Annotated in this window: 11 protein-coding genes; 2 read left to right on the forward strand and 9 right to left on the reverse strand. The window is 71.1% G+C overall.

Going from position 1 to position 13,247, the window contains the following annotated elements:
- Positions 1–31: 31 nt before the first annotated feature.
- The 3 genes from G537_RS40430 to G537_RS44010 form a co-directional block, all read right to left on the reverse strand.
- Entirely contained in the window at positions 32–2,683 is a 2,652-nt protein-coding gene (locus G537_RS40430; RefSeq protein WP_211230545.1) for a DNA translocase FtsK, read from the reverse strand.
- Positions 2,680–3,906, reverse strand: coding sequence for an aminotransferase class I/II-fold pyridoxal phosphate-dependent enzyme (locus G537_RS0128500; protein WP_034853357.1), 1,227 nt, complete (start codon positions 3,904–3,906; stop codon positions 2,680–2,682). Before G537_RS0128500 ends, G537_RS40430 begins: the two co-directional genes overlap by 4 nt.
- Positions 3,907–4,170: 264 nt before the next feature.
- Entirely contained in the window at positions 4,171–4,317 is a 147-nt protein-coding gene (locus G537_RS44010) for a hypothetical protein (RefSeq protein WP_155888820.1), read from the reverse strand.
- Between the two features lie 92 nt (positions 4,318–4,409).
- Here G537_RS44010 and G537_RS0128510 point away from each other — a divergent pair, with 92 nt between their 5' ends.
- On the forward strand, positions 4,410–5,636 hold the full coding sequence (locus G537_RS0128510) for a UbiH/UbiF/VisC/COQ6 family ubiquinone biosynthesis hydroxylase (RefSeq protein ID WP_026872979.1): 1,227 nt from the start codon (positions 4,410–4,412) through the stop codon (positions 5,634–5,636).
- Here the strand turns inward: G537_RS0128510 and thpR are convergent.
- The 4 genes from thpR to G537_RS0128530 all read right to left on the reverse strand — a co-directional run bounded on the left by thpR (position 5,596) and on the right by G537_RS0128530 (position 9,197).
- A complete protein-coding gene (thpR, locus tag G537_RS0128515; protein ID WP_026872980.1) occupies positions 5,596–6,165 on the reverse strand; it encodes an RNA 2',3'-cyclic phosphodiesterase in 570 nt (189 codons plus the stop codon). The two genes, G537_RS0128510 and thpR, sit on opposite strands and share 41 nt — an antisense overlap.
- A 10-nt stretch (positions 6,166–6,175) precedes the next feature.
- Positions 6,176–7,150, reverse strand: coding sequence for a transcriptional regulator FtrA (gene ftrA / locus G537_RS0128520; RefSeq protein ID WP_034853359.1), 975 nt, complete (start codon positions 7,148–7,150; stop codon positions 6,176–6,178).
- 72 nt (positions 7,151–7,222) lie between these two features.
- Positions 7,223–8,623 (reverse strand): dihydrolipoyl dehydrogenase, encoded by a 1,401-nt coding sequence (gene lpdA, locus G537_RS0128525; protein ID WP_026872982.1) that lies wholly within the window; start codon positions 8,621–8,623, stop codon positions 7,223–7,225.
- 94 nt (positions 8,624–8,717) lie between these two features.
- Positions 8,718–9,197 carry a MarR family winged helix-turn-helix transcriptional regulator gene (locus G537_RS0128530; RefSeq protein ID WP_026872983.1) on the reverse strand — a complete coding sequence of 160 codons (480 nt, stop codon included), beginning with the start codon at positions 9,195–9,197 and terminating at the stop codon, positions 8,718–8,720.
- 294 nt (positions 9,198–9,491) lie between these two features.
- Here G537_RS0128530 and G537_RS0128535 point away from each other — a divergent pair, with 294 nt between their 5' ends.
- Positions 9,492–10,331: an alpha/beta fold hydrolase gene (locus G537_RS0128535; RefSeq protein ID WP_026872984.1), complete on the forward strand. Its 840-nt coding sequence runs from the start codon at positions 9,492–9,494 to the stop codon at positions 10,329–10,331.
- A 300-nt stretch (positions 10,332–10,631) separates the two neighbouring features.
- Here the strand turns inward: G537_RS0128535 and G537_RS0128545 are convergent, their stop codons facing one another.
- Positions 10,632–11,573 carry a choline ABC transporter substrate-binding protein gene (locus G537_RS0128545; RefSeq protein ID WP_026872985.1) on the reverse strand — a complete coding sequence of 314 codons (942 nt, stop codon included), beginning with the start codon at positions 11,571–11,573 and terminating at the stop codon, positions 10,632–10,634.
- Positions 11,574–11,576: 3 nt separating this feature from the next.
- Positions 11,577–13,145: a choline-sulfatase gene (betC, locus tag G537_RS40435; protein ID WP_245579151.1), complete on the reverse strand. Its 1,569-nt coding sequence runs from the start codon at positions 13,143–13,145 to the stop codon at positions 11,577–11,579.
- Positions 13,146–13,247 lie beyond the last annotated feature (102 nt).

Genomic DNA, 13,247 nt, shown 5'->3' on the forward strand with positions numbered 1-13,247 from the left:
TTGGGTTCGCCTTGCGAACCCAACCTACGCCTCAGTGATTCCCCGCCAGCACTTCGCGCTTGCCGACATGGTTGGCCGGGCTGACCACGCCCTCCTGCTCCATCCGCTCGATCAGCCGCGCCGCGCGGTTGTAGCCGATCTGGAGGTGACGCTGGATGAAGCTGGTCGACGCCTTGCGCTCGCGCGCCACCAGCGCCACCGCCTGGTCGTACAGGTCGTCGCCCGACCCGCCCTCGCCGTCGAGGCCGAGCGAGTCGAAGCCGCCGCCGTCCTCCTGGTCCTCCAGCACCGCGTCGTTGTAGGCGGGCTCGCCCTGGGCCTTGAGGTGGCGCACCACCTCCTCGACCTCGCCGTCGGAGACGAAGGGGCCGTGCACGCGGGTGATGCGGCCGCCGCCGGCCATGTACAGCATGTCGCCCTGGCCCAGCAGCTGCTCCGCCCCGCCCTCGCCCAGGATGGTGCGGCTGTCGATCTTGGAGGTGACCTGGAAGCTGATTCGGGTCGGGAAGTTGGCCTTGATCGTGCCGGTGATGACGTCGACCGAGGGCCGCTGCGTCGCCATGATCAGGTGGATGCCGGCGGCGCGCGCCATCTGCGCCAGGCGCTGGATCAGCGCCTCGATGTCCTTGCCCGCCACCAGCATCAGGTCGGCCATCTCGTCGACGATGATGACGATGTAGGGCAGCTCGGTCAGATCGATCGGCTGGTCCTCGAAGATCGGCTTGCCGGTGTCGGGGTCGAAGCCGGTCTGCACCCGCCGGGTCAGCACCTCGCCCTTGGCCTTGGCCTCGCGCAGCCGCTGGTTGTAGCCCTCGATGTTGCGGACGCCGACCTTGGACATGGACCGGTAGCGGTCCTCCATCTCGCGCACCGCCCATTTCAGCGCCACCACCGACTTCTTCGGATCGGTGACGACCGGCGCCAGCAGATGCGGGATGCCCTCGTAGATCGACAGTTCGAGCATCTTCGGGTCGACCATGATGAAGCGCACCTTGTCCGGCGGCAGCCGGAACAGCAGCGACAGGATCATGGTGTTGATGGCGACCGACTTGCCCGAGCCGGTGGTGCCGGCGACCAGCAGGTGGGGCATGCGGGCCAGGTCGGCGATGATCGGGCCGCCGCCGATGTCCTTGCCCAGGACGAGGCCGAGCTTGGACCCCGCCTTCTCCATCTGGTCGGAGCCGAGCAGCTCGCGCAGCAGCACCATCTCGCGCTTCTGGTTCGGCAGCTCGATGCCGATCACGTTGCGGCCGGGCACCACGGCGACGCGGACCGACACGGCGCTCATCGACCGGGCGATGTCGTCGGCCAGGCCGATGACGCGGCTGGACTTGGTGCCGGGCGCCGGCTCCAGCTCGTAGAGGGTCACCACCGGGCCGGGATTGACCTTCACGATCGAGCCGCGGACGCCGAAATCGCTCAGCACCTGCTCCAGCGCCGCGGCGTTCTGCTCCAGCACCCGCGGGTCGGCCACGGCCGGGCGCTTGGTCGGGTCCGGCAGGGTCAGGAGGTCGAGCGGCGGCAGCTCGTAGGTGTCGGGCGGCGCCAGCTCGAAGCTGGTCTGCCGCGGTGGCGGGGCCGCCGGGCGGCGGGGCGCCGGCTCGATCGCCGCGGGCGCGACGCGTTGAGGCGAGCCTGGGGGCGGCGGCGTGGCCGGGCGGCGCGGCTCCTCGACCGGACGAAGCGAGGGCAGATCGATCAGATCGTCATCGTCCTCGTCCGCCGGCAGGTCGTCCTCGGGCTCGGTGCGGCCGCCGCCGATGATGAGCGGCGGGCGCGGCGTCTCGCCGGGCTCGGCCCCCGGGTCGGCGATGCGCGGGCCGGGCGGGTTGGCGCGGGCGAAGCGCGGCCGCGCGGCCGGGCCAGCCTCCGGCATGGCGAAGGCCGGGGGTGTCGCGGGGGCGGGCTCGCGCCGCATCATGCTGGCGGCGACGGTGCCGGCGCCCTGCAGCGTGCGCAGGCCCAGCCATTGCAGCATCCGGCCCAGAGCCCGCAGCAGGGATCCGGTGATCGACGCGCCGGTGCGGGCGCCGGCGCCGGTCACGGCCCCGACGCGCTGCCATTCGGCCGAGGACAGGCCCAGCGCGATCAGCACCAGCAGCAGGCCGAAGGCGCCGGTGGCCAGCGCCAGCCAGAAGGTGGCGACCGGCCCGGCCGAGAGGATGACGGTGTCGGAGATCCGCCGCAGGATCATCGATCCGACGGCGCCGCCCAGCGAGCCGCGCTCGGCCCAGCCCTCGATCGCCGGCAGGGGCGACAGGCCGGCGGCCAGGAACAGCACGCCGAACAAGAGGCTGGTGACCCGCCACCACACCCGGTCGAGGGCCTGATGCCGCATCAGCCGCCAGGCCCAGAACAGCGGCAGCACGGCCAGCAGGAAGGCGCCGATGCCCAGCGTCTGGATCAGGAGATCGGCGAGATGGGCGCCGGGCCGGCCCAGCAGGTTGACGGCGGGTCCGGCCTTGGCGGTGTTCCAGGACGGGTCGGTCGGGTCGTAGCTGACCAGCGCGACCAGCAGGCCGCAGCCGAACACGGCGATGCCGAGGCCGCTCAGCTCGCGCACCCGGTTGCGCAGGAACTCCTGCACCACCGGGGGCAGGAAGGAGCGCTTGCTCGAGGCGCCGCGCCCGGAGCTGCGGGTCACGGCGGTGCGAGTACCGCGGGAGCTTCCGGCCATCGTCATTCCGCCGCCTCGGCTCGGGACAGGACCTCGCCGAGCCGGTTCAGGGCGCGCCCGACCGTCTCGGCGTCGTGGACCACGGCGACGCGCAGCCAGCGCCGGCCGATCTCCGGCCGGTCCAGGCGCGTGATGTAGCCTCCGGGCAGGGTGCGGATCCCGGCCTCGGCCCACAGCCGGCGGGCGGCGGCCTCGCCGTCGCCGACATCCAGCCACAGGAAGAAGCCGCCCTCGGGCCGGCGGAAGCCGAAGCGCCCGCCCAGCGCCGCCTCGGCGGCGTCGAACTTGGCCCGGTACAGCGCCCGGTTCTCGACAACATGCGCGTCATCGGCCCACAGCGCGGCGGAGGCCGCCTGGATCGGCAGCGGCATGCCGGCGGCGGAATGGCTGCGCAGCCGCAGGAAGGCGGCGACCAGCGCCGGATCGCCGGCGACGAAGCCACTGCGCAGCCCGGCCGCGTTCGACCGCTTGGACAGCGAATGGAAGACCAGCAGGTTGTCCAGCGACCCGCCGTTGCGGCGGGCGGCGATCTCCAGCACGCCTGTCGGCGGCTCGCGGTCGTAGATCTCGGCGTAGCACTCGTCGGCCGCCAGGATGAAGCCGTGCGCCCGGGCCAGGCCGATGGCGCGGTCGAGATACGCCGGGCTGGCGACCGCACCCTGCGGGTTGGTCGGGTTGCACAGGTACAAGAGCTTCAGCCGCGCCAGCAGCGCCGTGTCGGCCTCCAGCGCGTCGAGATCGGGCAGAAAGCCGGTGGCCGGCCCGGCCGGCAGGAACACCGGCTCGGCCCCCGCCATCACCGCGGCGCCCTCATAGGGGGCATAGAACGGGTCGGGCAGCGCCACCGCCGGCACCTGGTTGGCGCCGGGGCGGTGGTCGACCGCCAGTTCCGCCACCAGGAACAGCGCCTCGCGGGTGCCGGACAGCGGCAGGATATGGGCCGGATCGGCCAGCCCGTCGGGCAGCCGGAAGCGGCGCTGCAGCCAGGCGGCGCAGGCCTCGCGGAAGGCCGGGGTGCCGGCCACGGGCGGATAGCGGTTCCAGCTGTCGGCGTTGGCGGCCAGGATCTCGGCCAGGAAGGCCGGCGGCGCGTGCTGCGGCTCGCCGACCGACATGGCCAGCGGCGCCACCCCCTCCGGGGGCATCACCCCGGACAACAGCGCCGCCAGCCGCGCGAACGGATAGTCCGCGAGCCGTTCCAATGCCTCGTTGAGTCGGCCGCCCCGCATGCTCTCCTGCAACACCCTGATTCCGTGTCGGGCCGGCTGCCGCCGGCCTCTCCCCTCGCTTCCGGCAGCCGGCGCCGCCGCGAAACAGCTCTTAGATTCCAATCACTTTATCCGGTCTTCTGACCTCTCCTGTCAAATCCGGCGTCGCCCGCCGGCCGGTCCGGCGCGCTTTTCCGGTCACGGTGTGGCCGGTCCGGCACGCTCGCGGAACATCCGGACGAATCACGAACGAATCAGGATCGATACGCGACGCGAAATTGCCGGTCACAGGCCGAAGGGGATCGACAGCGACATCATGCTGCCGGCGCCGCCGGACGAGCCCCAGGTGCCGCCGGCGGCGACCCCGACGCCCCGCCGCTCGGAACACCCCGCGGTCAGGATCAGGAGGGACAGGAAGAGAATCCGGATCATGGCCGGCATCCTATCACGGAATGGCGGCCTGCCATCCCGCCGTGACACAGCGCCACTGGACAGCGCGGCACCGCGCTCCGATGCTGCGCGCCATGAACAACAGCACTTCTTTGCGCACCCAGGTCGTGGTGGTCGGCGGCGGCCTCGCCGGGGCGACCATGGCGGCGGCGCTCGGCCAGGCCGGGATCGACACCATCATCCTGGACCAGGAGCCGGCGGCCGCCCGCACCCTGCCGGAATTCGACGGCCGCACCACCGCGCTCTCCTACGGCTCCCGCCGCATCGTCGCCTCGGCCGGGCTGTGGGACGCGGTGGCGGGCCAGGCCGAGCCGATCCTCGACATCCGCATCGCCGACGGCCGCGCCCCGGTGTTCCTGCATTTCGACCATCAGGAGATGGCCGGCGAGTCGGACGGCGCCCCCTTCGGCCACATCGTCGAGAACCGGCTGCTGCGGCTGGCGCAGTTCGAGCGGCTGGAAGCCCTGCCGGCGGTGCGCCACATCGCCCCGGCCAAGGTCGTCGGCATCGAGACCGGGACCGGCCACGCCGCCGTGACCCTGGCCGACGGCCGGGTGGTGCGGGCCGACCTGGTGATCGGCGCCGACGGCCGCGCCTCCTTCACCCGCCAGCAGCTCGGTATCCCGGCGCGCAGCTTCGCCTACCGGCAGAAGGCGGTGGTCTGCGTCATGGCGCATGCCGAGCCGCATGACGGCGTCGCGGTCGAGCATTTCCTGCCGGCCGGCCCCTTCGCCGTGCTGCCGATGACCGACGACGCCGAGGGCAACCACCGCTCCTCGATCGTCTGGACCGAGCATCCGGACACCGCCGACGACCTAGTGCATCGCCCCGCCGCCGCCTTCGACGCGGCGCTGCAGGCCAAGGTCGGCGACTGGCTGGGGCCGGTGCGGGCGCTGGGCAAACGCTTCACCTATCCGCTCGGCGTCGTCCACGCCCGGCGCTACGGCGCCCGCCGGGCGGCGCTGATCGGCGAGGCGGCACACGGCATCCACCCGATCGCCGGCCAGGGCCTCAATCTCGGCCTGCGCGACATCGCCGTGCTGTCGGAGCTGCTGGTCGAGCGCAGCCGGCTCGGCCTCGACCTCGGGGATCCCACGATGCTGCAGCGCTACGAGCAGCTGCGGCGGCCGGACAACCTCGCCATGATCCTGGCGACCGACGGGCTGAACCGGCTGTTCTCGACCGACCTCGCCCCGGTGCAGATCGCCCGCGACCTCGGCCTCGCCGCCGTCGGCCGCCTGCCGCCGGTGAAGCGCTTCTTCATGCGCCAGGCGATGGGGCTGGGCGCTCGGGCGCGGTGAGCGGATAGCTCTCCAGGATCTCGTACACCGCGCCCTCGCGGCCGACATGGCTCTGGTACAGGTGGAAGGCGTCGACCGGGAAGGGATCGGCGCGGAACAGCCCGTGCTCCTGCAGCCAGCGGCCGACCCGCTCGACCGGCGCATCGCGCAGCCGGGCCAGGGTGACGTGCGGGGCATAGGCGCGGTCGTCCGGCGGCTGGCCGGCGGCGACCAGGGCGCGGTCGACCTTGGCGTGCAGGAAATGCAGCGCCGGCTCCGCCGCCACCCCGGCCCACAGGGTCGAGGCGGCGCGCCGGCTGCCGAACTGGCCGACGCCGTCCAGCGCCAGGCTGAAGCCGGGCGCGGCGATGGCGTGCAGCGCCTCATCGATCTCCTCCGCCTCCAGCGTGTCGACCTCGCCGATGAAGCGCAGCGTCAGGTGGAAATCGGCCGGGTTGGTCCAGCGCGCCCCGGGCACGCCGCCCTGCAGCATGGACAGGCGGGGCCGCAGCGCGGCGGGGATGGCGATGGCGACGAACAGGCGCAGCATGGCGGTTCCCTCAGCCGTGAGCGAATCCGGCGCGGTACCGGGCCGGGCTGGTGGCGAGGCGGCGGCGGAAATGGTGGCGCAGCGTGTCGGCCGAGCCGAAGCCGCATTCGGTGGCGATGCGCTCCACCGGCAGGGCCGTGGTCTCCAGCAGCTCGCGGGCCAGCGCCAGGCGTTCGCCGACCAGCCATTCGCCCGGCGTGGTGCCGGTGGCCTCGCGGAAGCGGCGCAGGAAGGTGCGCAGGCTCATCCCCGCCTGGTCGGCCAGCCGCTCCAGCGGCAGGTCCTCGGCCAGGTGCCGCCGGGCCCAGTCGAACAGCGCGGCCAGACGCGGCCGCTCCTCGATCTGCACCGGGCGGTCGACATACTGGGCCTGGCCGCCCTCGCGATGCGGCGGCACCACCAGGCGCCGCGCCACTTGGTTGGCGATCCGCGCACCCCAGTCGCGCCGCACGATGTACAGGCAGAGGTCGAGGCCGGCGGCGCTGCCGGCCGAGGTCAGCACCGTGCCCTCGTCGACATAGAGCACGTCCGGCACCACCCGCAGCTCGGGGTGGCGCGCGGCCAGCGCCTCGGCGTAGCGCCAATGGGTGGTGACGCGCCGGCCGGCCAGCACGCCGGCGGCGGCCAGCACGAAGACGCCGGAGCAGATCGAGACCAGCCGGGCACCGCGGTCGTGGGCCAGGCGTAGGGCGGCCAGCAACGGTTCGGGCGGGGTCTCGCGGATGTCGCGCCAGCCGGGCACGACGATGGTGCCGGCCTCCTCCAGCGCCTCCAGCCCCGCTTCGGCCTGGACCTGGACGCCGCCGATCGCGCGCAGCGGCCCGGGCTCGGCGGCGCAGACGGTGAAGCGGTACCAGTCCTGGAATTCCGGCCGCGGCAGGCCGAACACCTCGACCGCGACGCCGAACTCGAAGGTGCACAACCCGTCATAGGCGAGGGCGGCGATGGTGCGGTTCGGCGGCGGGGGCGGGCGGGGCGGAGACATGGTTAAGGCGATGGGAACGCCATCGCGGCCGGAGCGTCAAGGACACGCGTCCGACGCTCCGGCATGTGCGCCTCAGATGTGGATCGGGCGTCCGTCCACGGCGAGGGCGGCTTCCTTCACCACCTCGTTCAAGGTCGGGTGGGCATGGCAGGTGCGGGCGATGTCCTCGGCCGAGGCGCCGAACTCCATCGCCAGCACGCATTCGGCGATGATGGTGCCGGCTTCGGCGCCGATGATGTGGACGCCCAGCACGCGGTCGGTCTTGGCCTCGGCCAGGATCTTCACGAAACCATCGGTGGCGTTCATCGCGCGCGCCCGGCCGTTGGCGAGGAACGGGAACTTGCCGGCCTTGTAGGCCACGCCGGCCTGCTTCAGCTCCTCCTCGCTGCGGCCGACCGAGGCCACCTCGGGCCAGGTGTAGACGACGTTGGGGATCGCGTCGTAGTTCACATGGCCCGCCTGGCCGGCCAGGATCTCGGCCACGGCCACGCCCTCATCCTCGGCCTTGTGCGCCAGCATCGCCCCGGCGATGACGTCGCCGATGGCGTAGATGCCCTCGACATTGGTGCGGAAGTGCTTGTCGGTCCTGATCCGGCCGCGCTCGTCCAGCTCCACGCCGGCGGCATCGAGGCCGAGGCCGTCGGTGTAGGGCCGGCGGCCGATCGAGACCAGGACGTAGTCGGCCTCGATGGTCTCGGCGTCGCCGCCCTTGGCGGGCTCGACGGTCAGGGTCACGCCCTTGTCGGTCTGGGTCGCGCCGGTGACCTTGGAGCTCAGCTTGAACGCTATGCCCTGCTTGGCCAGGATGCGCTGCATCTGCTTCGACACCTCGCCGTCATTGGTCGGCAGGATGCGGTCGAGGAACTCCACCACCGTCACCTTGGCGCCGAGCCGGGCCCAGACCGAGCCGAGCTCGAGCCCGATGACGCCGCCGCCGATCACCACCAGATGCTTCGGCACCTCCGGCAGCGACAGCGCGCCGGTCGAGGTGACGATCCGCTTCTCGTCGACCTCGACACCCTTCAGCGGGGTCGAGTCGGAGCCGGTGGCGATGATGAAGTTCTTGGCGGCGTAGACCTTGCCCTCGACCTCGATCCGGTCCTTCGCGGTGAAGCGGGCATGGCCGAGCAGCCGGTCGATCTTGTTCTTCTTGAACAGGAAGTCGATGCCGTCGACGTTGGCCTTCACCACCTTGTCCTTGTGGCCCAGCATGCCGGGCAGGTCGAGCTCGACCCCCGCCACCTTGACGCCGAAGCCGGCCAGAGCGTGCCTGGCCTCCTCGAACTTCTCCGACGCCTGCAGCAGCGCCTTGGACGGGATGCAGCCGACATTCAGGCAGGTGCCACCCAGGGTCGGCATCTTCTCGACGCAGGCGGTCTTGAGCCCGAGCTGGGCGGCCCGGATGGCGGCGACATAGCCGCCGGGGCCGGCGCCGATCACGATCACGTCATAGGTGGCAGCGGGTTCGGTCATCGCTCGCACTCAGCTTGCGGAAAGGTGGCCGCAAACTGCATGAGGCTGGGCGCTGCCGCAACTGCGTCGAGCGGGCGGCTGCCATCCGGCGATGCTATGCGGGCCTAGCGTCGCCCTCGCCCCGGCCGGCGAGTTGGCCGTCGAGGGTGGCCGCCAGCGCCTGGATCTGGCGATTGAGCGCCTCGAGCTGCGGCATGGTCAGGCCGGAGCGGCGCAGCAGCGCCTCGCCTAGGCACCGGCTGCGGGCGAACAGCTGGCGGCCCGCCTCGGTCAGCCGGACCTGGACCTCGCGCTCGCTGTCCGGGCTGCGCCGCCGGCTGACCAGCCCGGCCGCCTCCATCCGCTTCACCAGCGGCGTGATCGTGCTCGATTCGAGGGAGAGCCGGGCGGCGATCGCGCCGATCGTCCGGCCGTCCCCCTCGCCCAGCACGTTGAGCACGAGATATTGCGGATAGGTGATGCCCATCTCGTCCAGCATCGGCTTGTAGGTCCGGTTGATGGCCATGCTGGTGCGGTAGAGCGTGAAGCAGATCTGCTGGTCGAGGGGGAGGGGGCGGTCCTTCTGCGTGGGCACGGGATTGGTCCTGTCGGTAACACTCCAGTCATATTTATCACGATAATCGATGTTGCGATAAGATTTTTGTGGACGCGACCGCCGGTGATGGGGTATCGGTTTGTTGTCGCGACAACAGTTATCGCGATATCAATGGAGCCGCAGATGGTTCACAGCGAGCACGAGTCGGTCGGAGTATCGCGCCGGCTGGTCCTTACGGCAGGAGTCGGACTCGCCGCCGTGGCGGCCCTGCCGCATGCTTTTCCGGCGCAGGCTGCCGCCGCGCCTTCACCTCAACCCTCCGGAGACAGCATCATGAGCAGCGGATTGTTCACCACCAAGGATGGCACCCAGATCTTCTACAAGGACTGGGGCCCGCGCGACGCGCAGCCGATCGTCTTCCACCATGGCTGGCCGCTCAGCAGCGACGACTGGGACGCCCAGATGCTGTTCTTCCTGGCCCAGGGCCACCGCGTGATCGCCCATGACCGGCGCGGCCATGGCCGGTCGAGCCAGACCGACACCGGCAACGAGATGGACACCTACGCCGCCGACGTCGCCGAACTGGCGGCGCATCTCGACCTGAGGAACGCCGTCCATATCGGCCATTCGACCGGCGGTGGCGAGGTGGCGCGCTACGTCGCCCGGCACGGCGGCAACGGCCGGGTGGCCAAGGCGGTGCTGATCGGCGCCGTGCCGCCGGTGATGGTGAAGTCGGAGAAGAATCCCGGCGGCCTGCCGATCGAGGTGTTCGACGGCTTCCGCAAGGCGCTGGCCGACAACCGGGCCCAGTTCTTCCGCGACATCCCGGAGGGGCCGTTCTACGGCTTCAACCGCGAAGGGGCGAAGGTCACTCCGGGCGTGATCGACAATTGGTGGCGCCAGGGCATGATGGGCGGCGCCAAGGCCCATTACGACTGCATCAAGGCCTTCTCGGAGACCGACTTCACCGAGGACCTGAAGGCGATCGACGTGCCGACGCTGGTGATGCACGGCGACGACGACCAGATCGTGCCGATCGCCGACTCGGCGCTGCTCTCGGTCAAGCTGCTGAAGCAGGGCACGCTGAAGGTCTACAAGGGCCTGCCGCACGGTATGTGCACGACCCATGCCGACGTGATCAACCCGGACCTGCTGGCCTTCATCAAGGGCTGAGATGAGATGCGGGCGACAGGGTACGTCTCACCTGCCGCCCATCCAAAACCGTCATGGCGAGGCGCGCAGCGCCGTGGCCATCCAGGGCCGGTGCGAGCGGCCCCTGGATGGCCACGCCCCTTCGGGGCTCGCCATGACGGTCTTCTTTTCGGCGAGGCTATCGTCGCCGGGTGAACGACTCAGCGCGATCCGCTGCCGGACTGCCGTCCGCGCATATAGTGCCGCTCCGGGTGGTAGCGCGGCTTGAAGATCTGTTCGATCCAACCCCGGATCACGGTCCACATGCGTCACGGGCCTCCTTCAGCCCCGGTTCAGTGCGGCGCGGACGGCGGCGAGGCCGTCCTGTCCGTCGCGGGTGGTCACGCCGGCCAGCCAGCCGGACAGGAGATCGGGATGAGCCTTGAGGTACCGCGCGGCGGCCGTGCGGCCGTCCGCCCCCTCGTCCAGGATCGTCCCCATGATCTGGTTCTCCATATCGACCGTGAATGTCAGCTGTGACAGCAGCCGGGCGAGATTCGGGCAATTCTTCGACAAGTCTCGCTTCGTCACGGTGTAGACGGTGGCGCGGCCGTAATTCGGGCCGAAATAGGCGTCGCCGCCGCTGAGATAGGCGATCGGGAACTTCGTATTCATCGGGTGCGGCTCCCAGGCCAGGAAGGCGATCCAGTCCTTCCGCCGCACCGCCCGGTCCACCTGGCTCAGCATGCCCTGCTCGCTCGATTCGACCAGGGTCCAGCCGCCCAGGCCGAAATCCTGGGTGTCGATCATCTTCTGGATGTTCTGGTTCGCCGGCGCCCCGGGCTCGATGCCGTAGATCTTGCGGTCGAACCTGTCGGCGTGCTTCGCCAGATCGGCGAAATCCTTCACCCCGGCCTCGGCGACATAGGCCGGGACCGCGAGGGTGAAGCGGATGCCGTCGAGATTCGGGCGGATCACCTCGATCGCCTTCTCGGCTGTCAGCGGCTCGATAAATCGACTCTGCGCCGGCATCCAGTTGCCGAGGAAGACGTCGATCTGGCCGTTCTTCAGGCTTTCGAAGGTCACCGGCGGGGCAAGGGTCTCCACCTTCTGGGTGTAGCCCAGCGGCTCCAGGAGGGTGCCGAGGACGCCGTTCGTCGAGGTGATGTCGGTCCAGCCCGGGTCCGACATGCGCACGGTGGCGCAGCTGTCGGGATCGGTCGCCGCTGCGGGCGTGGCCGCCAGCAGCAATCCGGTCAGGGCAAGGGCGATGAGGCGCGCCATGGTTCAGTCTCCCTGTTGTCGTCCCCCATTGGGGTTGTGGCCGCGCGTGACGCGCGGGAACCGGGCGGCGGCTTCCAGATCGTCGAGATCCATGTGGTTGCGGATGTACTGCCGGGTCGCGTCCTGCCGCGGCTGCCAGTCCCAGCCGTGCGGTTCGCCCCGGCGCAGCGCCGCGTCCACGAAGCGCCGCCGCCTCTGGCTTTCGAGGACCTGCTCGCGCAGCCGCGGCAGGTCCCAGTGCGCCGCCACCTCCGCCCGGAAGGCGGCGACGCAGGCGGCCTCGGCCGGGTCGGCGGCGCGGTTCACCCGCTCGCCCGGATCGGCCGCAAGGTCGTAGAGCTGGTCGGGGTCGGCCGGGCTGTGGATGAACTTCCACGGGCCGCGCCGGATCATCACGATCGGCGCCACCGCGCCTTCGGCCAGGTATTCGCCCAGGACAAGGTCGTGCCCGCCGGTGCCGGCGAGGTGCGGCAGCAGGCTGCGCCCGTCCAGCGGCGTCGGGTGCGGCGGCGCCCCTTCTGGGGCGGCGAGGTCGACCAGGGTCGGCAGCAGGTCGGCGGAGGACACGGCGGTGCCGACCCGGCGCGGGGCGAAGCGGCCGGGGGCGTGCACCACCAGCGGGATGCGGCAACCGCCCTCGAGGAAGCTCATCTTGTACCAGAGGCCGCGCTCGCCCAGGAACTCGCCATGGTCGGACAGCAGGATGGTGACCGTGTCCTCGGCCAGGCCGGCGTTGCGCAGCGCCGCCATCACCCGGCCGAACTGCTCGTCGACATAGGCGATGGCGCCGTAATAGGCGCGGCGGGCCCGGCGGGTCTGCTCCGCGGTGACCGGGGTGCGGTCCAGCTCGCACACCTTGCGCAGCCGGCGCGAATGCGGGTCGTCGGCCGGCGCGTCCTCGGGCAGCGGGATGTCCTCGTCGCGGTACAGGTTCCAGTACCGCTCCGGCACGGCGAAAGGGTCGTGCGGATGGGTCAGCGACACGGTCAGGCAGAACGGCCGGCCGTCGGCGACGCCGCCGCTGCCGCGCGCCAGGTCGTACAGGCGCCGTTCGGCCGCGAACACCACCTCGTCATCGAAATCCAGCTGGTTGGTGCGGATGCAGGGGCCGGCGTCGATCACCGACGACATGTTGTGGTACCAGCTCGGCCGCGCCTCCGGCCGGTCCCAGTCCGGGGTCCAGCCGAAATCGGCCGGGTAGATGTCGGTGGTCAGCCGCTCCTCGAAGCCGTGCAGCTGGTCCGGGCCGCAGAAATGCATCTTGCCGGCCAGGATGGTGCGGTAGCCCAGCGCCCGCAGCGCATGGGCGAAGGTCGGCACGTCGGTGGGGAACTCGGCGGCGTTGTCATAGGCGCCGATCGCCGAGGGCAGCCGGCCCGACATGAACACCGCGCGGGAAGGCCCGCACAGGGGGCTGTTGCAGTAGGCGGCGTCGAACACCACACCCTCCCGCGCCAGCGCCGTCATCACCGGCGCCTGCACCACCGGGTTGCCATAGGCCGGCAGGGCGAAGGGCGTCAGCTGATCCGCCATCAGGATCAGGATGTTCGGTCGCCGTGCTCCGCTTCCCACGATCGGCCTCTCCCTTGTGCAACGACGGGCACCACGCCTCGGTTCAACCGACAGGGTGGGGTGCGACCGAAAGGATCGTGAAGACGGCGGCCGTTCATGGAG

The sequence above is a fragment of the Inquilinus limosus DSM 16000 genome, assembly GCF_000423185.1.
Taxonomy (GTDB): Bacteria; Pseudomonadota; Alphaproteobacteria; order DSM-16000; family Inquilinaceae; genus Inquilinus; species Inquilinus limosus.